The sequence below is a fragment of the Francisella sp. 19X1-34 genome (assembly GCF_041102755.1).
Lineage (GTDB): Bacteria > Pseudomonadota > Gammaproteobacteria > Francisellales > Francisellaceae > Francisella.
Map to the genome: position 1 here is coordinate 12,238 of NZ_JBGCTX010000023.1, position 22,181 is coordinate 34,418.

A 22,181-nucleotide genomic window follows, 5' to 3' on the forward strand; every position below is an offset into this window, starting at 1 on the left:
TATGTTAAGTTATAGTTATACTTGGCTTAATGTTTTGATAGATTTGTATGAAAAAAGTATTGTACTTATTTTTATTTATTTCATATCTATTAGCTCTTAATAGCTGCTTGTTTATACCATATGCTGTTGAGCAAGAAGCCTCATATTCTGAAAATTTTGATTATTCTGTTGAGCAGGTTAGTTATGCAGTTTTAGATTTGTTCAAAAATAATAAAAATATTACCTTAACTAAAAAGATAATTACTGATGAAAGAGCTCTTATAGAAGGTAAAGTTGATTCTAAAAAATATAAAGGAACGTTTAGCGTTAATATTTATGAGATTGCAAAGCATGCTGCGAAACTTAAAATTAAATACGATATTTTTGGTGATAAAGTAAGATCAAGAGAACTTTTATTTAAAGTTAGAAAAGAGTTGTGGGAAAAATATTCTTAATTAAATAAGCTTCAGAAACTCTTCTAAATATTGCTTCTGGACTTTTGTTACGCTTGTGCTCTTAAAATCACTAATTTGACACATTTCTAAACCACTATATCCACATGGATTAATATAGCTAAATGGAGTTAGATCCATATCTGTGTTTATAGCAACACCATGATAGGTTTTTCCTTGTTTGACTCGAAGCCCTAAGGAAGCAATTTTTTTATTGTTTATATATATACCATGAGCATTTTCTATAGTATGAGCATTTAGATTATAATGTTTTTTTAGCATGCTTAAACAAGCTTGTTCAATAGTAGAGACAAGCTTTTTAGCTCCTAGCTTATTTCTTTTGACATCAAGTAGAAAATATATAACAGCCTGACCAGGACCATGATAGGTGACTTGACCTCCACGATCAGTTTCTACTATTGGTATATTATGCAGGTTAATAATATGTTCAGGTTTGCCATGTTTACCTTGAGTAAATACTGCTGGGTGCTCAACAAGCCATATTTCATCACTAGTATTTTCAGTACGATTTGCAGTGAACTCAATCATATCCTTAAATACTTGGGAGTATTCTTGTAAACCAAGATTTTTTTGTTGGATTTGCATGATAATTTTGCTTATTATTTAATGAGATTATAGAACCATATGCACTTCTGGGTGACTAGAAATTTCTTTATATATATTATCTAGCTGCTCTTTACTATCTGCTGTGAAAATAGCTGTTATTGATATGTATTTACCAGTTTTACTTTCTTTTGTATTGAAGTCTATTTCACTATGATTTGGTACATATTTTTCAAAAATACTTAAAATGAATTCAACAGTTGCTTTTTGAGGATTTGCCATTATTTTTATTGGAAACTGGCAAGGAAATTCAAAAAAAGTTTCTTTGTTTTTATTGTCAGACATTATTTATTCCTTATTTAGATTACTAATTACCACCAGCCTTTCTGAGATATGTCATTTTGTGCTACTACTGGGACACTTGCAATTTTCTCTTTTAAACCACCAACTGTAATCACAAGATTTCCTACTCTTTGCCCTTTAGATATTGGAGCTTTAAGTCCAGGAGTAAACTCGATACCTTGTTTTAGATGAGGGATATAAGCTTTAGCAACTGTTTTATAGATATTTTGACTTGAAGTAACAGTTATTTTTTGTCCTGCTTTTGCATTAGGAATACTATTTGCACTAATTGTTACAGGTGAGTTTGCTTTATATAACAATACATTTTGATATTTTGTTAAAGCATAATTTAATAGTTTAGCAGATTCATTAACTCTTTTTGCAGAACTATCTGTTCCAAGAACTACAGATATAAATCTTTCACCATCTTGTTTAGCAGAAGAAACTAGGCAGTAGCCAGCAGCAGTAGTATGCCCTGTTTTCATTCCATCAGCACCTTCAAATGTAAATAGTAGTTTGTTTCTATTATTTTGTAATACAAAATTATCACGTTTAGGGAATAGTTTATCACACTTAGCTTTAGTAGAATCATCTAAACCACTAGCTGTGTAGCTTTGCATAACTTCACCATTAGAGCGATCAAATTTAGGTAGGCATTGTTTACGATCTGCAATACTTACAGAAACTTGTTTTGTTGCATTCCAAACTAAGCCTCTATCATCATAAACTTTATATGCTTCTGGGAAGTTATATATATATGATCTTGCTAGTAGAGCCATATCATGAGCAGTAGTGTATTGAGTTCCTCCAGGTAAACCATCTGGGTTTGCAAAGTGAGTATTATTCATTCCGATAGCTTTAGCTGTTTGGTTCATTAGGTCTGTGAATGCTTCTGTAGTACCACCAATGTATTCAGCTAGAGCAATAGTTGCATCATTTCCTGAAACTACATCCATACCTGTTACAAGGTCTTTAACAGAAACTCTAGCACCAGCTCTTACATACATTTTTGAACCGCCAGTACTTGCTGCTTTTTGGCTAATTGGAACCATCGTATTCCATGTAAGGTTTCCAGCTTTAATCTCACTAGCAACTATGTAAGATGTCATCATTTTAGTCAAACTAGCTGGCTCTCTTCTAACATCCATATTTTTTTGGCTCACTATATCACCAGTGCGATAGTCCATCGCTACCCATGCAGCAGCATCTAGTTGGATATTTACAGGTTTTACTATAATTTCTTTTTGTTTTACGCCGCCGACACCATTAAAATAAGGGTCAGAACTTGCAGAGATGTTTGGAGCTGCAATAGCTATAGATGTTGTTAAGCTAGCTGTTAATAAAGCTATTTTTTTTAAATTCATATTATTCCCTCTTTAATATTTTATTTAAAGCGTAGTATATTTTGTTAAATCAATATTCGGCTATTTTAATATTTATATAATATAAATACAAAGGTTTTTGTGTTAGACTCTCACATAGTGTATCAGGTGTCTATAGTTTAGCAAAAATAAAGGAGAAATTACGATGCTAAAAAATATACCTTGTGGAAAAGATATTCCAAATGATTTTAATGTTGTTATTGAGATACCTCAAGATGGTGATCCAATCAAGTATGAGTTCTGTAAAGACAGTAATATGATTGTGGTTGATAGATTTATGTCATCTACAATGAGATATCCAGCTAACTATGGTTTTGTACCAAATACATTATATGATGATGGTGATCCAATTGATGTGTTAGTAATTGCACCATATCCTTTAGTTGCTGGTTGTGTTATAAACTGTAGAGCTGTGGGAGTCTTTAAAATGGAAGATGATGGTGGTGTTGATGCAAAGATTATCGCAGTACCAAACCGTAAGCTGACTAAAGAATATGATCATATTAATGATATTCAAGATATTCCTGAAACTTTAAAACGTAAAATTGAACATTTCTTTACTCATTATAAAGATCTAGATTCTGGTAAGTGGGTAGAAGTTGATGGTTGGGATAATGCTGATTTTGCAAGAAAAGAAATCGAAAAATCAGTTAAAAATTATAAATAGTTATATCAAAGCTTGTTTTAACTAGCGCACTTTTTCTTAAATACTAATTTTCTAATCGTAGATTTAAGCTCTTATTTCTCTGTTTCTTGTAAAAGGGTTAATAAACTTAAACTCTTTTGTCCTTTAATATTTTTGTCTTTTCTTATTTATGATAATATCTTTGATTGTATATAGATATTTTATTTAAGTCAGATAAATGAAAACAAATAAATCAAAAAATATTAGATTATTAATACTTGATGTTGATGGCGTATTAACTGATGGCAAGATAATTATTTCTAATGATGGTAATGAGTATAAAAACTTTAATGTCAAAGACGGTTTAGGTCTAGTTTTATTACAAAAGCTTGGTTTGAAAGTTGCTATTATAACTGGTAAAAGCTCACAAATTGTAGCTGACCGACTAGCAAGCTTAGGTTTATCTTCTGATGATATATTTCAAGGACAAAAGAATAAACTAAAAGCTTATGATATATTAAAAGAAAGATATGGCTTTAATGATGATGATATTGCCTATATTGGAGATGATTTGCCAGATATAGTTTTAATGAATAAAGTAGGAGTTTCAGCAGCTCCAGCAGACTCTGTTGATATAGTAAAAAACTATGCTGACTATGTTTGTCATCAAAAAGGTGGTGATGGGGCTGTACGTGAGTTTTGTGAATACTTAATGAAGCATTTAGGCCTTTATGATAAAGTGCTTAAGGATTTTGTTGAGTTTGGAGGAGTAAAATAAAATATAATGAAGTTTTTTACTAAATATTCTTTCTTTGCAAATACTGTTTCTATTTTTGTAGTTGTTGTATCGATACTTTATATAAGTTATAAAGCTCTTGAAGGTGGTATAAGCCCTAGTGCAAAGAAAAAAATTAAAAGTAGGGTTGAACTAACTGCTTATAATTTTCACTATAATGAGTATGATAAACAAGGCGATCTAAAAACAAACTTTGTTTCTGAAAAGCTAGAGCAATATACTAACCAAGATGTTAGAATGACTAATCTTATTGAGAAAAGTTACAATAAAGAAACAGAGAAAAAAACATGGCAAGTTAAATCAAAGCATGGGTTTTCAAGTAAAGAAACTAATGAGAATTTGATACATCTGTATGATGGAGTCAATGCTATTATGTATTTGAAGAAAAAAGCAGATAATAAAAAGCAACCAACTTCACTGGATGATAGTAAATACTCACCAAATAAGATATATATAAAAACTTCAGAGATGTATTATAATAGTCAAACAAAAGATTTCTATAATAATAATTTTGTTAAGATGTATGATCCTAAAACAGGCAATAATACAACTGGTATTGGAGTTAAAGGTAATGCAGACTCAAAAGTTATTAACCTTAACCAAGATGTAAGGAGCTACTATGCGTCAAGCTAAATTATTGCTAGTAGCTCTAGGGTTATTTTCATTGTTTAATACTTCGTTTGCTATTAGCTCTACTAACTCTAGTGCTATTGAAAAAGAGGATAATGTTACTGCAAATGAAAAAGAAGATGATTCTGCGGATAATGTTTTCAAAGAATATGGTCCAATAACCATTTGCTCAGACAGAGCTGTATATGAGGCAAATAAAAATAGATTAACTTATTATGATAATGTTTTTGTTATGCAGATTCATCATAAGCATATTCTATGTCACAAACCACATGTGTTGAAACAAGGAGTTCAATATTTTGTGAGAGATAAAAAATATTCTTTTTCTCAATTACAAGAAAAATGGCTTGAAGAGGCTAAAAAACTTTGTGATAGTGAGAAGGAGTGTAACTTTATTTCTGGGCAAAAACTTGTTGTACAGTTAAATAAGGATAAAAAGGTCCAAACCTTAACTATGGAAACAGAAGGTTTAGATAGATCACAGTTTTATACATTCCCAACAAACTCTTCACCAAACTTCGTTGATAGTGAAAAAATTACTCGAGGACCAGTTGGTGGGGTTGCTAAGAAGATCATATATAATGTAGTAAAAAAGGATCTAGAGCTAGATAAAAAAGCAAAAGTTATACAACATGATAATAAGTATAGAGGCGAGAAAATTATATATGATATAAAACATGATTTAGTCTCAATCCCAGGAAGTGTAAATAGACGCTCAACCATTGTATTAGAAGGTGTAACAAAGGCAACTAGAGTTAAAACAGGATTGAAACCAATTTCTGAGTACCACAAAGCTCCTAAAAAAACTAAGGATGCTGGAATAGTTAGTGTGTTATCAAATTAGATTATAGGTTTAAGATGGAAAAATATACATTAGAAGCAAAAAGACTAGGTAAAAAATATGGCTCTAGGTGGGTCGTAAATAACGTTTCTATGAAAGTATCAACAGGAGAGATTGTTGGACTTTTAGGTCCTAATGGTGCAGGTAAAACAACATCTTTCTATATGATTGTGGGGTTAGTTGCGGCAACCCGTGGAAAAGTTCGTATGGGAGATGAGGATGTTACAAAAATGCCTATTCATCTAAGAGCAAGAAGAGGATTAGGATATTTACCTCAGGAAGCGTCTGTTTTTAGAAAGCTAAGTGTTGAAGACAATATTGTAGCTATTTTAGAGACGCGTAAAGATTTAAATAAAAATCAAATTGATGAAAAATTAAATGAACTATTAGATGAGTTTAGCATTCAGCATATTCGTAAGAGCTTAGGTATGGCACTTTCAGGTGGTGAAAGAAGAAGGGTTGAGATCGCTAGAGCATTAGCTATGGATCCTAAATTTATTCTTCTTGATGAGCCTTTTGCTGGCGTTGACCCAGTTTCTGTAATAGAAATTAAAGAAGTTGTACGTCACTTGAAAGATCGAGGTATTGGTGTATTGATTACTGACCATAACGTACGTGAGACGCTTGATATTTGTGAAAGGGCATATATCGTGAATGCTGGTAATATGCTAGCAGCTGGTACGCCAGAAGAAGTACTAGAAGATGAAACTGTTAGAAAAGTATACTTGGGAGAAGACTTCAAGCTATAGGTATTATGAATATAGATATATTAAAATCAAAAGTGATATGTGTTGGACGTAACTACGTTGAGCATATTCAAGAGTTAAATAATGAAATCCCTGAAAATCCAGTAATTTTCTTAAAACCAAATTCAAGTATTTCTAAAACACTGAAGCTATCAAATAAAAGAGAAATTCACTATGAATGTGAGATAGTATTTAGTTTTGATAAAAATTCTAACATAAAAGCAGTTGGTGTAGGACTGGATTTAACAGATAGAAAATTACAATCTAAGCTTAAAGCTAAAGGATTACCTTGGGAGTTAGCGAAAGCTTTTGATAATAGTGCTGTAATTAGTGATTTTGTTGAGATATCTGAGAGTGATATATCCAAGTTAAGTTTTAAAGCATATAAAAATGACACTCTTATTCAGCATGGTAATTATGAATTGATGATGTATAAACCTGAGCAGATTGTTAAGTTTTTAAGAGATAGTGATATTTCAATATGTGAAAATGATTTGTTAATGACAGGTACACCTAAAGGCGTTGGTGTGGTAAATGCTGGAGATAAGTTTAAAATTGTGCTTTTTTGCGGCGATAATAAGATTATAGAAACAAGATTTTAGGTATATATAAATATGTGGGCAATTGTAGGAAGTAGTGGTTTTGAATCTTTTGATGATTTTGAGATTATAGAAGAACTATCTAGAGAGACTCCTTTTGGGCTATGTTCAAATGGGTTGTTTAAAATAAAAATAGAAGGTACAGAAGCTTTATTTTTAAATAGGACAGGCTTAGAAGAAAGCATATTACCACATCAGATAAATTATAAAGCTAATATTTATGCTCTAAAAAAATATGGGGCTACTTCAATTATTGCATTATCTTCAGTTAGAAGCTTAAGAGATGAATTAAAGCCTGGTGATATGGTAATTCCGTATCAGTTTATAGATAGAACAAAATCTTTACGAGAATTTACTTTCTGTGAACAAGGGCTTTTAAATTATGTATCTTTATCAAAGCCTATTACAGAGAGTATTGCTGAAGAGATTAGAGAGAAAAAAGAAGAGTTTGATTTTGATATTCATTTTAAGCAAAGCTATGTTTGTATTGAAGGACCTCAATTTCCTACCATAATTGATGCTAAATGTTTCCAAAGTATGGGAGGAGGTGTCATTGGAATGACAGCTTTTCCAGAGTTTGCATTAGCAAGAGAAGCGGGGCTTAACTACATAAGTTGTAATTTTATTGTTGATTATGTGCCGTGGTCATATGATGTTAGAAATTTGTATAATGTTTTAGAGATCCGAGAAACTAATAACTTAAAAGCAGAAAAGTTACTTAAATGGTTAGTGAATAATTTACCGTTTTATGCTGAAAATGACTGTCATGAACTTGGAATTGCAAGATATCTATCTACACCAATTGAGTCTTTAGCTCCTAGTAAAAAAGCTTGGTTAAAAGTTATCGCAAAAGATAACTCAAAACATGAGAAAGCGAGAGAAGCAGAAGTTCTTAAAAAAGTTCCAGACCTATATGGTGGTATCAAAGCAATTCCTGCAAAGCTTCAAGACTTACTTACGTTTATTGGTAAATATGATCGCGAAGGAAATCGCAAAGATATTGAAGCTACAAGAAAAGCTGCTGCTTCATTAAGTTTATATAGCTATGTGGAAGAACCTATTGAAAATGTTGAACATATTGAGATATCTCATGAGGGTGGTCATAGTATCCCTGTTAGAGTATATACTCCTAATACCCAGGAAAAACTAAAGGCAATAGTGTTTTCACATGGAGGAGGATTTGTTTCAGGAACTTTAGATTCATTTGATGCTTTTTGTAGAAAGCTTGCTTTGACAACTAATAGAGTTGTTTTCTCTGTAGATTATAGACTAGCTCCAGAGCATAAATTCCCTGCAGGATTAAATGATGTTGAATATGTTGCTGAACATGTTTTTAAACACTCTAAGAAGCTTGGTATATCAAGAAAAGGATTTACTTTAATGGGAGATAGTGCTGGAGCTAATTTAACTCTATTAGCTACACATAACCTTTTACAAGCAGATAAAGTAAAAGTAGCAAATAATATTATTTTATATCCATCAGTTGATCTATCTCATATGCCAACTAAATCATTAGATGATTTTGAAAGTGGCTATATCTTAACTAAAGCAAAAACTATGTGGTACTCTGAATTATATGTTCCTGAAGGAATGGATAGACGCTCTCCAGAGATTTCTCCTTTCTACATAAAACAACTAGAAGATATGCCTCGTACTCTAGTTATGACAGCAGGTTATGATCCACTTAAGGATGAGGGACTATTGTTTGCTGAGAGGCTTCTTAGGCATGATGTTGAGGTGCAGCATTATCATTTTGATAGTTTGGTGCATGGATTTATTAATTTCTCAAAACTTATTCCTAAAGAGATGGATGTTTTACACTCAAGAGTTGTTAAATTTCTTGGACAGTAAAAAATGTTTAGAAATATAACCGTGTGAAGTTGTCTGAAAGCAACCACATTTAAGCTTAAAATGTAGTCTAATGATTTTTGAAATATAATAATGTGAGAGTGATATGTCTCAAGCTATACTTTTTTTAAATGGTAAAGTTGATTTAGTTTTTTGTGAGCGATATATACAAGATAATTTTTGTGATCTAGATATTTTTTGTGCAGATGGAGCATATAATAAAATAAGAGAATCTAGCCAATTAAGTGCGAAAATTAAGAAAGTAATCGGTGATTTTGATTCATTTGTAATATCTGAAGATGATCTATTTTTGCTTGATCAAGATCAGTATTCTACTGATTTTGAAAAGTCTCTTAATTATGTAATTTCGCAAGGTATTTCAAGAGTTTTTGTATTCGGGGCTTCTGAAGGAGAAATGGATCATTTTTTATGTAACATCTCTATAGCTAAAAACTATATGAAAAAAATAAATATAGAGTTTATTGATATATATTCTAAATACTTTTTTATACCAAAGGAATTTTCTATAACAGGGGTAATAGGCAGAATGTTTTCGGTGATGCCTTTTGGATCTGCACAAGATATATATTATAATGGTTTAAGGTATCCTTTAAGCGGGGAAAGCTTAAGTATAGATACTAGTACAGGTGCAAGAAATTATGCTATAGAAGATGTGGTTAGCATATCATATTCTTCTGGAGATATTTTATTGTTTATATCGCATGCAAAATATAAGGATAGATTAAATGCTATTTTGTAATGAAGCTAAAAAACAGCTAAAGCAACAAGATGTTAATTTAAAAACAGAATTTGAAAAAGACAGTGAGAGAGTTAATAAGTTGTCTCTGAATCATGATGGTATATATTTTGATTTTTCAAAAAATCTTATTAATGAATCTATTTTTACAGATTTAATAAATTCAGCTGAAAATTCAAAGTTGAAAGAAAAAATATCACAAATGTTTGCTGGTGAAAAGATTAACACTACAGAAAATCGAGCTGTACTACATACTGCATTGCGTGACTTTTCAAATTCTCCTTTGATTGTTGATGGCCAAGATATTCGTCAGGAAGTCAAGCAAGAAAAGCAACGTGTAAGAGAATTAGTTGAAAAAGTTGTGTCAGGTGATTGGAAAGGCTTTTCTGGTAAAAAAATTACAGATATTGTAAATATTGGTATTGGTGGTTCTGATCTAGGACCTAAGATGGTAGTCAGAGCCTTGCAGCCTTATCATTGTACAGGGCTTAAAGTGCATTTTGTGTCAAATGTAGATGCTGATTCATTATTACAAGCTTTGCATGTTGTTGATCCAGAAACTACTTTGTTTATAGTTGCTTCAAAGTCTTTTTCTACAGAAGAGACTCTTTTAAACTCTATATCAGCTAGAGAGTGGTTACTTGATCATTATGAAGACTCTAAAGCTGTAGCAAATCATTTTGTTGCGATATCAAGTAAGCTAGATAAGGTCAAAGAGTTTGGTATAGATCTAGAGCATTGCTATAAAATGTGGGACTGGGTAGGTGGTCGTTATTCGCTATGGTCATCTATAGGTATGTCGATAGCTTTTGCTATAGGTTATGATAATTTTGAGAAACTATTAAATGGTGCGTATTCAGTAGATAAGCATTTTAAAGAAACTGATTTTAGCAAAAATATCCCAGTGATAATGGCGCTATTAGGTAGCTATTACTCATGTGCCTATAATAGTCAATCCCAGGCTTTGTTGCCATATGATGAGAGGTTATGCTACTTTGTAGACTACCTTCAGCAGGCTGATATGGAAAGTAATGGTAAATCTGTAGACTTACTTGGGCAAACTGTTGATTATCAAACGGGAGTAGTTCTTTGGGGAGGTGTTGGTACAAATGGACAGCATGCTTTTCATCAGTTACTGCATCAGGGCAATGTTTTTATCCCAGTAGATTTTGTGGCTGTTGCAAACAGCCATCATAATTATGAAAATCATCAGCAAGCACTACTTGCTAACTGTTTTGCCCAGTCTCAAGCACTAATGTTTGGACAATCGTATAATATGGTTTATAATGAGCTCTTAAAATCTGGTTTAAGTGAGTCTGAAGCTAAAAAATTAGCGCCTCATAAAGTAATACCAGGTAATAGGCCAAGCACAACTATTTTATTGGAAGAGCTAAGCCCATATTCATTAGGACAGCTAATAGCATTATATGAACATAAGATATTTGTTCAGGGTGTTTTATGGGATATTAATAGTTATGACCAGTGGGGAGTTGAACTAGGTAAGAAGCTAGGAAAGAATATTTTAAAAGCTATGGGCGATGGCTCATCTGATGAATATAAAAATTTAGATGATTCAACTAAGCGACTTATAGCTAAGGTTAGAAGTTAGTAAATGAATTTTTGTAAAAGGAAAGGTTTTTCATTAGTTGAAGTTATGGTAGTTATTGCTATTATGACAATACTTATGATGGCTGCTATTAGCTCATTTACCTTTTACTATAAAACATTTGCTGAAACTCGCCTTACTAACTTACAAAAAATGATTGAATTTGCTGTCATAAAGGCACGCACAGATAATAAAACGGTTATTGTTTGTGCTGCGACACCTGATAGTTTTGACTCAAATGGTAAGTTAGACGAGAATAGCTTTGGTTGTTTAAATTCAACATCATGGAATGATGAGCCTCTTGTTGCTTTTGAGAGTGATGATGGTACAGATATCTATAATGGTGTAAATGATAAGATAATTGCGAATTTACCTAAAGGGCATGGAGGACACCTCTTTGTTAATTTATCAGGTAGCCCAAGCTATGTGAAAATTAGTCCCAATGGGTTTATGGCAACAGGAAATGGAAATATCACGTATTGTGATAAATCTAACAAGTACCAAGCAGCTTTGGTTATTAACTTAGTAGGCAGAGTTGTTTATACAGATAGTCAAACTAAAGAAGGTGGTGGACTGTATACTTGTGGATAGTTTTTATGTTTATTGATTAGAGGAGAAATACAACAATGACTAATGGTAGAATACCTATGACTCCAGCAGGAGAACAAGCTTTAAGAGCAGAGTTAGATCAACTTAAAAAGGTTGAAAGACCTAATATTATTGAAGCTATTGCTGAAGCACGTGATCATGGTGATTTAAAAGAAAATGCTGAATATCATGCTGCAAGAGAGAAACAAGGTATTATTGAAGGTAGAATAAAAGATATCGAATCAAAACTTTCAAATGCTCAAATTATTGATGTAACAAAAATTTCTGCTAATGGTATGGTTATTTTTGGTTCAACAGTTACTGTTATGAATGTAAATACTGAAGAAGAAACAACTTATAAGATCGTTGGTGAAGATGAAGCAAGTATTGATAATCATAAAATATCAGTAGCAGCACCTCTTGCTCGTGCTTTAATAAAAAAAGAAGAAGGCGATGAAGTTATTTTAGATACGCCAAAAGGAAAAGTAACTTACGAAATTGTAGAAGTGGAATATAGATAAAAGTCTACTACTTCAAAGTTACTTATGATTAATGTTTTTCTTGCAGATTTAAATATTAAAATAAAGTTTTTGTGAAACTATTAAGATAAGTAGCTAAAATTAAATTTATTTTTATGTATAAGTGCTTATACTTACTACAATTGGTGGTTCCTTATAAAATTTTCTATGAAAAAAATTATCATTAAGGGTGCAAAAACCCATAACCTAAAAAATATCGATGTTGAAATACCTAGAGATAAACTAACTGTTATTACAGGACTTAGTGGTTCGGGTAAATCATCATTAGCATTCGATACACTATACGCTGAAGGCCAAAGAAGATATGTTGAGTCTTTATCATCATATGCAAGACAGTTCTTATCGATGATGGATAAGCCAGAGGTTGAGCATATAGAGGGGCTTTCACCGGCTATTTCGATCGATCAAAAGACAACTTCTCATAACCCTCGATCAACGGTTGGGACAGTTACTGAAATATATGATTACTTAAGAGTCTTTTTTGCTCGAGCTGGAACTCCTAGATGTCCAACTCATCATATAGAATTAAAGGCTCAGACAATAAGTCAAATGGTTGATAAAACTCTAGAGTTTGATGATAACTCTAGGCTGATGATATTAGCTCCAGTAGTTTCAGAGAAAAAGGGTACTCATCATACATTATTAGACAAGATATTAGCTCAAGGTTATATAAGAGTAAGAATTAATAATGAGTTTTATAACCTTGATGAAGATCATCCTGAGTTAGATCGTTATAAAAAACATAACATTGATGTTGTTGTAGATAGATTTAAGCCCAAAAAAGATAATCAACAGCGAATCGCAGAATCTATAGAAACAGCTCTAGATCTAGGAGAAGGTATTGTTAGGTTAGTTAATATGAGTGATGAAAATGTTGAAGATATTTTATTTTCATCAAAGCATGCTTGTCCTTTATGTAATTTTGCTCTAAAAGAGCTATCTCCTAGAATATTTTCATTTAATAGTCCTCTAGGAGCGTGTAGTAGCTGTGATGGTCTAGGAGTTAAAGAATTTTTTGACGAGAAAAAAATAATTATAGACCCAAGTTTATCGATAAAAAGTGGTGCCATCGTTAAATGGAATAAAGCAAATCAATACTATTACTCACAACTAGAATCTATAGCAGATCACTATAAATTCTCTTTAGAGGAACCATTTGAAAAGTTACCAAAGAAAATCCAGGATATAGTCTTATATGGTTCAGGTGATGAGATGATCAAGATGACTATTGACTCAATCAGAGGTGGTAGACAAGTCAGAAATAAAACCTTTGAAGGAGTTATTCCTCATTTTGAACGTAGGTATTATGAATCTGATTCAGATATGGTCAAAAAAGATCTTTATGAATTAATGAGCAATCTTACGTGTAAATCATGTAATGGTGCTAGAGTTAATGAATATGCTAGGAATATCTTTATAGCTGATAAGAATATTGCAGATGTTTGTGCTTTGTCTATAGAAGATTTATTAAATTGGTTAGATGACTTAGAGTTTATTGGTCAGCAACAAGTAATTGCTGAGAACCTGCTAAAAGAAATTAAACTAAGAGTACAGTTTTTAGAAAATGTTGGTTTAGAATATTTAAGCCTTGCTAGGCAAGCAGATACTCTTTCTGGCGGTGAAGCTCAGCGTATTCGTCTTGCTAGTCAAATAGGTGCGGGTCTTGTTGGTGTAATGTATATATTAGATGAGCCTTCTATAGGACTTCATCAAAGAGATAACCAACGTTTGCTTGATGCTTTGCATAACCTTAAAAGTCTGGGAAATACAGTAATAGTTGTTGAGCATGATGAGGATGCTATTCGTCAAGCAGATTATATAATTGATATGGGACCTATGGCAGGTGTTCATGGTGGAGAAGTAGTTGCTGCAGGAAGTTATAAAACAATTGTTAGTAATAAGAAATCTCTTACAGCAGATTACTTAAGTGGACGTAAAAAAATAGATGTCCCTCAAAAACGCTTAAAAGCAAGTAAAAATAGGTACTTACAAATAAAAGGAGCTTCTGGAAATAACCTTCAGGGTAATGATCTAAAAATTCCAATAGGAGCTCTTACTTGTGTGACAGGAGTTTCAGGTTCTGGTAAATCTACACTTATAAATAGAACATTATATCCTTTAGCATCAAGGTTATTAAATAGAAGTACTTTAGTACCAATGGAATATCAATCACATAAAGGTTTTAATCATCTAGATAAAGTTATTGATATTGATCAATCACCAATTGGTAGAACACCTCGCTCAAACCCTGCGACATATACAGGGGTATTTACACCAATTCGTGAGTTATTTGCAGCTACAGCAGAGTCAAGATCTCGAGGTTATACAGCGGGTAGATTCAGCTTTAATGTTCGAGGTGGAAGATGTGAAGCGTGTCAAGGTGATGGAGTTATTAAGGTAGAGATGCATTTCTTAGCAGATGTGTATGTTGCATGTGATGTTTGTGAAGGTAAACGCTATAATCGTGAAACATTATCAGTACAGTATAAAGGTAAAAATATCTACGAAGTGTTAGAAATGACTGTTGAGGATGCTCTTGAATTTTATGATGCTGTTCCAAGTATTAAAACTAAGCTTCAAGCACTGGTAAATGTTGGCTTATCGTATATCAAACTAGGTCAAAGTGCAACGACATTATCAGGTGGTGAAGCCCAGCGTGTGAAACTAGCTAAAGAGCTTTCTAAACGCTCAACTGGTAAAACTCTATATATACTTGATGAGCCAACTACAGGTTTGCATTTTTATGATATTCATCAACTTCTAAAAGTAATTATGGATTTACGTGATAAAGGTAACACAGTAGTAATTATTGAGCATAATCTAGATGTTATTAAAATGGCTGATTGGATTATTGATTTAGGACCAGAAGGGGGCAATAAAGGTGGCCAGATTATATTTGAAGGGACTCCTGAAGATATTATTAAGTGTAATAAGTCATATACAGGTAAGTATCTAAAAGATCTACTTTAATTATTGTTAAAGTTATTTCCAATATTTTTCTATATCTTTATATCAATTCTTATAGGAATTTTTCCAGCCAAAAGTGAACCAATTAAAATAAGTGCTCGTGAACAATCATTTTAAATCAGATTATTAGTAATATTGCTATATAAAGTTAAATAATTCCCCTATAAAAAAACTTAGAATTCATTATGCCCTTAAAGAAGTAACTTTAGTTATTTCTAGAGAAGAGTTTTTATTAATTTACTAATCAAGGAGTTGTATGAAGTATAGTTTTTTATATATATTAGTGAGTGTTATGGCTATAGTCTTAACCGAGTATGCCATAGAAAAAATTCCTGTTATATACGTATTAGCATGTACAAATTTATTTGCGATAATTTTCTTTAATACATTAAATATAAAACGATTAAAAATAGTATATTCAATGTTGCTAAATAAAGATCTTATTATAAGTGTAGTAAGAGTTAACTCATTGATTACAATTATGTGGTTTTGTTATTTTTTTGCCGTAAGTTTATGTGGAGCTACAGATTTTATGCTGCTTTGTTATTTATTTGTTGCAGTGCCTGCCGGAATATTAAATAGGCAGCTAAAAAAAATCACTTCTATCTTAATAGTTGTAATAATATTTTTTATTGAATTTTATAATCAGATTCATATTGTTGAAGGAGGGGTGATTTCTTTGATTGGTGGAACTGCTACTTATTTTTATTTTAAAGAATCTGAAACTTTAAATAAAAAATATAATTTCTCTTCATTAGATGTTTTATGTATTAGGTTCTATCTCTTGGTAATTATTAGTATGGTTTTTGTTTTCTTAGATTCGAACGTAATATTTAATATAGAACAAATACCTTATATGATAATTTTAAGCATATTAACACTTATCCTTCCATTATATTTAGCTCAAATAGGTATATCGAAAATAGGTGCTATGAATCATTCTTTTTTTATAACTTTTATGCCTTTTTTAACTTTTATAAGCGAAGACTTAGTTTTTCATAATCTATCGTGGCAAGTTCTTATTTTAAGCTTGCTACCTCCAGTAATTTTGAATGTTGACTATTTCAAACAAAATATTTTATTAAAAATAAGGAATAAAAATGTCAGATAAAGAAAATATTATACTAATAGTAGACCCTCTTGTTTCAACAGAATATAGTGTAAAAATTTTTAGAAAATATGGATTCAAGGTATTTGCATTCTGGACAAAGGAGATAGATATACCATATTTTAAAAATAGTATAACAGCAGATCTTTTTTATAAATCATTGCTAAGTACACAAGACTTTGAAAAAGATGTTAGGTTAATAAATAATGAATTAGGCAATACAGATGTAATATCATTAGTAATTTGTGGAACAGATTCATCAGTAGCTTATTCGGATAGACTAAATAATTACTTCTGTCCTGATTTAGAAAATAATTATAAAACGAGTTTTCTACGTTTTGATAAGTTTCAAATGATACAAGCTTTAAAAAATGCAGGCCTTCCAGCACAAAATCAATCTTATATTGACAATATAGAAGAATTTGATATTGATGAATATACTTATCCTATAATTGTCAAACCTACAGCATATAGTTCATCTTCATATGGAGTAAGAAAGTGTTTTAATAAAGATGAATCAGTTAAACAAATAAGAGAGATTTTATTGCAAGATAGCGTATATGGACATAAAACGACAGCTCTTATTCAAGAATATATATCTGGTGATGAATATGCTATTAATACTGTTAGTTACAAAGGTAAACATCATTTAATTTCAGTTTCTAAATATAGTAAAAATGTTCAAAATGGGCAATTTTTATATAAGTTTCAAGAAATTGTTAATGATCCATCATTATTAAGTTTTATAGAGGAGTATGTATCAAAAGTATTAGATATTTTAGACGTAAAAACTGGTTTTGCACATACAGAAATAAAAGTACAAGATGGAATACCTTATCTAATTGAACTTAATCCAAGATTTTCAGGTGCTTCAGGATGCTTTAATTATATGGAAAAGGAATCTTGTGGTACTAGTCAACAGGAGGCTTTGTGCAGGCTATTGCTTAATTTACCTGTTGATGTTAAACAAACAGAAGGTAGTTATGCTTTATATTTCCTCAATAATTTCAATATATGTTACGATCAATTAGATCTTAAGGATATTCGAGCTTTACCTTCTTATCTAAATAGTAAAGTGATAAAGGATCAAGATCTAGATATTAATGAAACTAAAGATTTTTCTTTAAATGATACTGCATGTTATATTATTTTAAAAAATACTAATTTTGACTACCTTAGCAAAGATATTAGTAATATAGATATACTAGTAAGAGAAAACAAAGTCTTTAGAATCAGTGAATCTAATTAAAGTTAAACAATACAATAAAATCTTTATTAATTATGGTTATTGAATATTGTAGATATAAAGTTGTACGTCTTTTCTAAATTAATAAATTATGTGGCTTTGATACTTTTTAAACCTTGAGGTTTTCCTAATATAACATAAGCTAGAACTACTAAAAGCCCTATACAATAAATGATTTGGACCCAGGAAAATGCAGATGTAGAGATCACTGATTTAAAGTTTATGTGAGTAATTCCTGATAAGGTTGCTAGTACAACACTAACCCAAGATATAGCAAATGCATTACTAAGTTGGATGATCGAGCTATTTATAATAGTTGCAGGATTCATATATTTATCTTCTTGTATGGAATTATATATTCCAGCATTACATACTATTGTAAACATACCAAAACAACTTCCAATTATTATCAATAAAATTGAAAATATTAACAAGTTAAAATGTAGTAAAGCAAAGCTCATACATAAAAAACTAATAGTCATTATGCATATATTTAATATAAAAAAATAATAGTAATGAAACTTTGCTAAAACTTTTTTAACTATTTTTTTTGCAAACCATGATGGTACAAGGAAGCACATTATTGCTAAACCTGATTCAAATGCATTAAATCCTTGCTTTATCTGTAAATAAAGTGGTAATAAAAATGATACTCCCATTACAAATAATCTAACTACTGAACTAATTATTGTGAAATATCTAAAGCAGTTATTTCTAAATATATTAATATTTATAACAGCATCATCTTTTAGTGCTAGGGCATGTCTTATATACAAGAAAAAAAGTACTATCGAAGTTATAAGTAGTAGCCATTTTAAGTGGGGTAAAATTTCTGGATCTATTATTAGATCAATAAAAAACATAAGTAAAGCTATTGATACACCAATAATGATAAAGCCTTTTAAATCAAATTTCCTAACTTGAGATGAAGTAATGTTTGGTAAATATAAATAAATTAGTATTAGTGTGGCCAGACCAATAGGAAAATTAATAAAAAATATCATACGCCAACTTAAATGAGTTGTAATAGCACCTCCAACAAGAGGACCTATTAAAGGCCCTAAAGTTGAGATAATTGCAATAAAAGACATGGCTTTAAGCATGTCATTTTTAAAAATCTTAACCATAGCAAGTCTTGCAACAGGAGCAGTGAATGCTCCAAAGATTCCTTGAATAGCTCTAAAAACAACTAAGCTAATAATACCTGTAGATAAACCACATGCTACTGAAGATACTGTAAAACCAACAATTGAAATTATAAGTAGATTTTTGCTCCCAATTTTGTCAGATATCCAACCAGAAGCAGGGATAAATAACCCTAGTGTAAGAAGGTATACTGTAATAGCTACTTTTAATATTATAGCGTTTACATGTAAATCATAAGCAATTTGAGGTAGTGCTGTGTTTAGTGCGGATCCATCAATTAGTTCAATAAGTAAGATTAGCCCTATGGTGTAGGCTACTATTTTGTCGTTGTTCATTTGTTGAGTAAGAGCTTATTAAAAGTTACAATTATATGTAGGATATTTTAGCTCTAATTGTTGTATATGATAGGGTTATTATGCAATTATTTAATAAAACGACTAGCTAATAGGCAATTTTTTTAATATAGTATACTAGTCAAAATTAGGTTTTAGAAATTCAAAGAGAAATAGGATAAAAATAATCATATGGCACAAAATAATGATAATAAAAATAATATGATAAAAAATATTATTTTTTGGGTTTTAATCATTGGTGGAATGTTGCTGCTTTTCAATGGTATTAATGATACAAGTTCATCATCCAATAGTTTAGATTATTCTACTTTTGTATCGAAATTAAAAGATAATCAAATAAGCTCGGTTGATGTTGATGGAAGAACAATCAAAGGTAAAACTAGCTCTGGTGAGAGTTTTGTAACTTATGCACCACTTTTAGATGGAGGCTTGGTTAATAAGCTCGAAGATAGTAAAGCTACAATCAAGGCTAAAGCTCCAGAAAAACCAAATTTATTCTTAGCATTTTTACTAAATTGGCTGCCAATGTTGCTTATATTTGGCTTTTTCATATATATGATGGTAAAAGCTGGTGGCGGAAGTAAAGGAGGTCCTTTTTCAGTTGGTAAGAGTAAAGCAAAATTACTTGGTGAAGATGAGATAAAAGTAACTTTAGAAGATGTTGCAGGTGTTGATGAAGCAAAAGAGGAAGTCGCTGAGATCGTGGACTTCTTACGTGAGCCAAAAAAATATGAAAAAATTGGTGGTAAGATCCCTAAAGGTGTATTGATGGTTGGACCTCCAGGGACTGGTAAAACCTTATTAGCTAGAGCAATTGCTGGTGAAGCTAAGGTGCCTTTTTTCTCTATTTCTGGTTCTGATTTTGTAGAAATGTTTGTAGGTGTTGGTGCATCTCGTGTGCGCGATATGTTTGATCAAGCTAAGAAAAAAGCTCCTTGTTTGGTGTTTATTGATGAAATAGATGCTGTTGGTAGACATCGTGGCTCTGGTATGGGTGGTGGTAATGATGAAAGAGAGCAAACTCTTAACCAAATGCTAGTAGAGATGGATGGCTTTGCTGATAATGAAGGTGTAATTGTTATTGCTGCAACAAATAGACCTGATGTTTTAGATAGAGCATTATTGAGACCTGGTAGGTTTGATAGACAGGTTGATGTAGGTTTGCCAACTGTTAAAGGTCGTGAGTCTATATTAAAAGTACATATGAAAAAGGTAGCTCTTGGTGATGATGTAAGAGCAGATTGGATAGCTAGAGGGACTCCTGGGTTCTCTGGTGCAGAGTTAGCAAATCTTGTAAATGAAGCTGCTTTATTTGCAGCTAGAGAATCTAAAGATAAAGTTACAATGGCTGACTTTGAGAAAGCGAAAGATAAGATTCTTATGGGTTCTGAGAGAAGAACTATGGCGATGACTGAGAAAGAAAAGAAACTTACAGCTTACCATGAAGCTGGTCATGCGATCATTGGTAGATTAATGCCAGAACATGACCCTGTTTATAAGGTAAGTATTATTCCAAGAGGTAGAGCACTAGGTGTAACTATGTATATGCCACAAGGTGATACTGTCAGTCAAAGTAGGCTAGTGCTTCATGGACGTTTATGTAGTATATTTGGTGGTAGAATAGCAGAAGAGCTTATCTTTGGCTATGATCATGTAACTACTGGTGCATCTAATGATATTCAAGTAGCTACAGATATCGCGCGTAATTATGTAGCTCGTTGGGGACTTTCTGATTCTATGGGAACTATCTTGTATGATGTTGAAGATGATGGTCCGTTTGGAGGTAATGGTGGTAAATCTGCTAAACTTTCAGATTCTACTATTCGTGAGGTTGATTCAGAGGTTCGTAAACTTATTGAGGCAAGTTATAAAAAAGCTGAGAAGCTTTTAGAGGAAAATATAGATATTCTTCATGCAATGGCAGATGCTCTAATGAAATATGAGACTATAGATGCTATGCAAGTAGATGATCTTATGGCTAGACGTGATGTGCGTGAGCCTGGAGACTATGGTGATAGTTATAAGCCCAAAGAAGAACATGCTAAAGTTATAGCACCTGTTGCAGATGAGCAAAGTGACTCAGAAGAGAGCTCATCAGAAGATAAACTATAAAAATTAATCTTAATTTAATATATCTCTTGTATAAATCTAATTTTTCATATAAATTAAAAATAATTAACTAATAAACTTAGTATTAGAATAATAAAAGTTTTTTGATTATGTTAATATATTCAAAGCATTTTAAATATTATTATTAATAAGGAAAGAGATATGTCATTACCTACTCCTCATATAGAGACGCCGACTAAAGAAGAGTTTGCAAAAACTGTAATAATGCCCGGAGATCCACTAAGAGCTAAATATATAGCAGAAAACTATTTAGAAAATATCACAAGAGTTAATGCTGTTAGAAATATGTTTGCTTATACAGGTACTTATAAAGGTAAAAAAGTAAGTGTTATGGGTTCTGGTATGGGTATGCCTAGTATGGGTATTTATGCTTATGAGCTTTTCAAGTATTATGATGTTGAGAATATCATTAGAGTTGGTTCAGCTGGGTCTTATAAAGCAGAGTTAGAAATTTATGATGTTGTTTTAATTAATGAAAGTTACGGTGAATCTGATTATATAAAAATTACTACTGGTGAAAATGTCCGTAATGTTTCTTCTAGCGAAGAGCTAAATGAAAAACTGATGAAATCAGCAGAAAGGTTGGAAGTTGAACTTAAAGTAGCTAAAGCTCATTGTACAGATGTATTTTATAGAAAAGATCCTGATTATAAACAAATAGTTAAAAATCATAAGTGTGGATTGGTGGAAATGGAAACAGCAGCATTATTTGCTACAGCTAATGAACTTGGTAAAAAAGCTGCCGCAATAGCAACTATTTCTGATAGTTTCATTACAGGTGAATCTACTACATCACAACAAAGAGAGCAATCTTTTACAAACATGATGGAAATTGCTCTAGGAATTGTTGACGAAAAATAGGGTCTTTACAGATAATTGTGTAAATTTTAATTAGGTTATATATTTTAAATATAACAATAAGGGATTTACAGAATGT

General features: G+C 31.5%; 21 protein-coding genes. 17 read left to right on the top strand and 4 right to left on the bottom strand.

The genetic code is table 11. The features are described from left to right. Positions 1-47 precede the first annotated feature (47 nt). Positions 48-434 (top strand): DUF3568 family protein, encoded by a 387-nt coding sequence (locus AB8E56_RS05155; protein ID WP_329478707.1) that lies wholly within the window; start codon positions 48-50, stop codon positions 432-434. Here AB8E56_RS05155 and lipB read toward each other — a convergent pair whose 3' ends face one another. The 3 genes from lipB to AB8E56_RS05170 are packed head-to-tail and all read right to left on the bottom strand — an operon-like array spanning position 435 to position 2,701. Further along, positions 435-1,040 carry a lipoyl(octanoyl) transferase LipB gene (lipB, locus tag AB8E56_RS05160; protein WP_329478745.1) on the bottom strand — a complete coding sequence of 202 codons (606 nt, stop codon included), beginning with the start codon at positions 1,038-1,040 and terminating at the stop codon, positions 435-437. It lies immediately after the preceding gene. 24 nt (positions 1,041-1,064) lie between these two features. After that, positions 1,065-1,340 carry a DUF493 domain-containing protein gene (locus AB8E56_RS05165; protein ID WP_329478709.1) on the bottom strand — a complete coding sequence of 92 codons (276 nt, stop codon included), beginning with the start codon at positions 1,338-1,340 and terminating at the stop codon, positions 1,065-1,067. Positions 1,341-1,366: 26 nt separating this feature from the next. After that, a complete protein-coding gene (locus AB8E56_RS05170) occupies positions 1,367-2,701 on the bottom strand; it encodes a D-alanyl-D-alanine carboxypeptidase family protein (protein WP_329478710.1) in 1,335 nt (444 codons plus the stop codon). Positions 2,702-2,864: 163 nt separating this feature from the next. On the opposite strand from AB8E56_RS05170, the gene ppa reads away from it, so the two are divergent. The 14 genes from ppa to AB8E56_RS05240 all read left to right on the top strand — a co-directional run bounded on the left by ppa (position 2,865) and on the right by AB8E56_RS05240 (position 17,618). Continuing rightward, positions 2,865-3,386, top strand: coding sequence for an inorganic diphosphatase (gene ppa / locus AB8E56_RS05175; RefSeq protein ID WP_329478712.1), 522 nt, complete (start codon positions 2,865-2,867; stop codon positions 3,384-3,386). Between the two features lie 196 nt (positions 3,387-3,582). Next, the gene (locus AB8E56_RS05180; RefSeq protein WP_329478713.1) at positions 3,583-4,122 is read left to right on the top strand and encodes an HAD-IIIA family hydrolase; all 540 of its coding nucleotides are present in this window, start codon (positions 3,583-3,585) and stop codon (positions 4,120-4,122) included. A 6-nt stretch (positions 4,123-4,128) separates the two neighbouring features. Then, a complete protein-coding gene (lptC, locus tag AB8E56_RS05185) occupies positions 4,129-4,773 on the top strand; it encodes an LPS export ABC transporter periplasmic protein LptC (protein ID WP_329478715.1) in 645 nt (214 codons plus the stop codon). Then, positions 4,760-5,614, top strand: coding sequence for an LptA/OstA family protein (locus tag AB8E56_RS05190; protein WP_329478717.1), 855 nt, complete (start codon positions 4,760-4,762; stop codon positions 5,612-5,614). The genes lptC and AB8E56_RS05190 overlap by 14 nt, the downstream gene beginning before the upstream one ends. Before the next feature lie 14 nt (positions 5,615-5,628). Then, the gene (lptB, locus tag AB8E56_RS05195) at positions 5,629-6,360 is read left to right on the top strand and encodes an LPS export ABC transporter ATP-binding protein (RefSeq protein WP_329478719.1); all 732 of its coding nucleotides are present in this window, start codon (positions 5,629-5,631) and stop codon (positions 6,358-6,360) included. 5 nt (positions 6,361-6,365) lie between these two features. Then, positions 6,366-6,959: a fumarylacetoacetate hydrolase family protein gene (locus AB8E56_RS05200; RefSeq protein ID WP_329478721.1), complete on the top strand. Its 594-nt coding sequence runs from the start codon at positions 6,366-6,368 to the stop codon at positions 6,957-6,959. Between the two features lie 12 nt (positions 6,960-6,971). Then, entirely contained in the window at positions 6,972-8,807 is a 1,836-nt protein-coding gene (locus AB8E56_RS05205) for an alpha/beta hydrolase fold domain-containing protein (RefSeq protein WP_329478723.1), read from the top strand. Between the two features lie 103 nt (positions 8,808-8,910). Beyond that, positions 8,911-9,564, top strand: a complete 654-nt coding sequence (locus AB8E56_RS05210; protein ID WP_329478724.1) for a thiamine diphosphokinase — start codon at positions 8,911-8,913, stop codon at positions 9,562-9,564. Beyond that, positions 9,551-11,170 carry a glucose-6-phosphate isomerase gene (gene pgi, locus AB8E56_RS05215; RefSeq protein ID WP_329478726.1) on the top strand — a complete coding sequence of 540 codons (1,620 nt, stop codon included), beginning with the start codon at positions 9,551-9,553 and terminating at the stop codon, positions 11,168-11,170. Before AB8E56_RS05210 ends, pgi begins: the two co-directional genes overlap by 14 nt. Positions 11,171-11,173: 3 nt before the next feature. Further along, positions 11,174-11,758, top strand: a complete 585-nt coding sequence (locus tag AB8E56_RS05220) for a GspH/FimT family pseudopilin (RefSeq protein ID WP_329478728.1) — start codon at positions 11,174-11,176, stop codon at positions 11,756-11,758. A gap of 35 nt (positions 11,759-11,793) precedes the next feature. Next, positions 11,794-12,276: a transcription elongation factor GreA gene (gene greA, locus AB8E56_RS05225; RefSeq protein ID WP_329478730.1), complete on the top strand. Its 483-nt coding sequence runs from the start codon at positions 11,794-11,796 to the stop codon at positions 12,274-12,276. A 165-nt stretch (positions 12,277-12,441) separates the two neighbouring features. After that, positions 12,442-15,264 carry an excinuclease ABC subunit UvrA gene (gene uvrA, locus AB8E56_RS05230; protein WP_329478732.1) on the top strand — a complete coding sequence of 941 codons (2,823 nt, stop codon included), beginning with the start codon at positions 12,442-12,444 and terminating at the stop codon, positions 15,262-15,264. 253 nt (positions 15,265-15,517) lie between these two features. Continuing rightward, on the top strand, positions 15,518-16,372 hold the full coding sequence (locus AB8E56_RS05235) for a hypothetical protein (protein ID WP_329478734.1): 855 nt from the start codon (positions 15,518-15,520) through the stop codon (positions 16,370-16,372). Then, positions 16,362-17,618 carry an ATP-grasp domain-containing protein gene (locus AB8E56_RS05240; RefSeq protein ID WP_329478736.1) on the top strand — a complete coding sequence of 419 codons (1,257 nt, stop codon included), beginning with the start codon at positions 16,362-16,364 and terminating at the stop codon, positions 17,616-17,618. Before AB8E56_RS05235 ends, AB8E56_RS05240 begins: the two co-directional genes overlap by 11 nt. 86 nt (positions 17,619-17,704) lie before the next feature. On the opposite strand, the gene AB8E56_RS05245 is transcribed toward AB8E56_RS05240, so the two are convergent. Continuing rightward, complete coding sequence (locus AB8E56_RS05245) at positions 17,705-19,096, bottom strand: MFS transporter (RefSeq protein ID WP_329478738.1); 1,392 nt, start codon at positions 19,094-19,096, stop codon at positions 17,705-17,707. A 189-nt stretch (positions 19,097-19,285) separates the two neighbouring features. On the opposite strand from AB8E56_RS05245, the gene ftsH reads away from it, so the two are divergent. After that, positions 19,286-21,226 carry an ATP-dependent zinc metalloprotease FtsH gene (gene ftsH / locus AB8E56_RS05250; RefSeq protein ID WP_329478741.1) on the top strand — a complete coding sequence of 647 codons (1,941 nt, stop codon included), beginning with the start codon at positions 19,286-19,288 and terminating at the stop codon, positions 21,224-21,226. Between the two features lie 159 nt (positions 21,227-21,385). Beyond that, entirely contained in the window at positions 21,386-22,105 is a 720-nt protein-coding gene (gene deoD / locus AB8E56_RS05255) for a purine-nucleoside phosphorylase (protein WP_329478743.1), read from the top strand. Positions 22,106-22,181: the final 76 nt, after the last annotated feature.

Excerpts from the sequence above, each read along its gene's own strand:
- AB8E56_RS05190 (WP_329478717.1), top strand. The coding sequence starts at position 4,760 with ATGCGTCAAGCTAAATTATTGCTAGTAGCTCTAGGGTTATTTTCATTG.
- AB8E56_RS05170 (WP_329478710.1), bottom strand. The coding sequence starts at position 2,701 with ATGAATTTAAAAAAAATAGCTTTATTAACAGCTAGCTTAACAACATCT.
- AB8E56_RS05235 (WP_329478734.1), top strand. The coding sequence starts at position 15,518 with ATGAAGTATAGTTTTTTATATATATTAGTGAGTGTTATGGCTATAGTC.
- pgi (WP_329478726.1), top strand. The coding sequence starts at position 9,551 with ATGCTATTTTGTAATGAAGCTAAAAAACAGCTAAAGCAACAAGATGTT.
- AB8E56_RS05240 (WP_329478736.1), top strand. The coding sequence starts at position 16,362 with ATGTCAGATAAAGAAAATATTATACTAATAGTAGACCCTCTTGTTTCA.
- lptB (WP_329478719.1), top strand. The coding sequence starts at position 5,629 with ATGGAAAAATATACATTAGAAGCAAAAAGACTAGGTAAAAAATATGGC.
- AB8E56_RS05155 (WP_329478707.1), top strand. The coding sequence starts at position 48 with ATGAAAAAAGTATTGTACTTATTTTTATTTATTTCATATCTATTAGCT.
- AB8E56_RS05165 (WP_329478709.1), bottom strand. The coding sequence starts at position 1,340 with ATGTCTGACAATAAAAACAAAGAAACTTTTTTTGAATTTCCTTGCCAG.
- AB8E56_RS05245 (WP_329478738.1), bottom strand. The coding sequence starts at position 19,096 with ATGAACAACGACAAAATAGTAGCCTACACCATAGGGCTAATCTTACTT.
- ppa (WP_329478712.1), top strand. The coding sequence starts at position 2,865 with ATGCTAAAAAATATACCTTGTGGAAAAGATATTCCAAATGATTTTAAT.
- ftsH (WP_329478741.1), top strand. The coding sequence starts at position 19,286 with ATGGCACAAAATAATGATAATAAAAATAATATGATAAAAAATATTATT.
- lptC (WP_329478715.1), top strand. The coding sequence starts at position 4,129 with ATGAAGTTTTTTACTAAATATTCTTTCTTTGCAAATACTGTTTCTATT.
- uvrA (WP_329478732.1), top strand. The coding sequence starts at position 12,442 with ATGAAAAAAATTATCATTAAGGGTGCAAAAACCCATAACCTAAAAAAT.
- AB8E56_RS05210 (WP_329478724.1), top strand. The coding sequence starts at position 8,911 with ATGTCTCAAGCTATACTTTTTTTAAATGGTAAAGTTGATTTAGTTTTT.
- AB8E56_RS05200 (WP_329478721.1), top strand. The coding sequence starts at position 6,366 with ATGAATATAGATATATTAAAATCAAAAGTGATATGTGTTGGACGTAAC.
- greA (WP_329478730.1), top strand. The coding sequence starts at position 11,794 with ATGACTAATGGTAGAATACCTATGACTCCAGCAGGAGAACAAGCTTTA.
- deoD (WP_329478743.1), top strand. The coding sequence starts at position 21,386 with ATGTCATTACCTACTCCTCATATAGAGACGCCGACTAAAGAAGAGTTT.
- AB8E56_RS05205 (WP_329478723.1), top strand. The coding sequence starts at position 6,972 with ATGTGGGCAATTGTAGGAAGTAGTGGTTTTGAATCTTTTGATGATTTT.
- AB8E56_RS05220 (WP_329478728.1), top strand. The coding sequence starts at position 11,174 with ATGAATTTTTGTAAAAGGAAAGGTTTTTCATTAGTTGAAGTTATGGTA.
- AB8E56_RS05180 (WP_329478713.1), top strand. The coding sequence starts at position 3,583 with ATGAAAACAAATAAATCAAAAAATATTAGATTATTAATACTTGATGTT.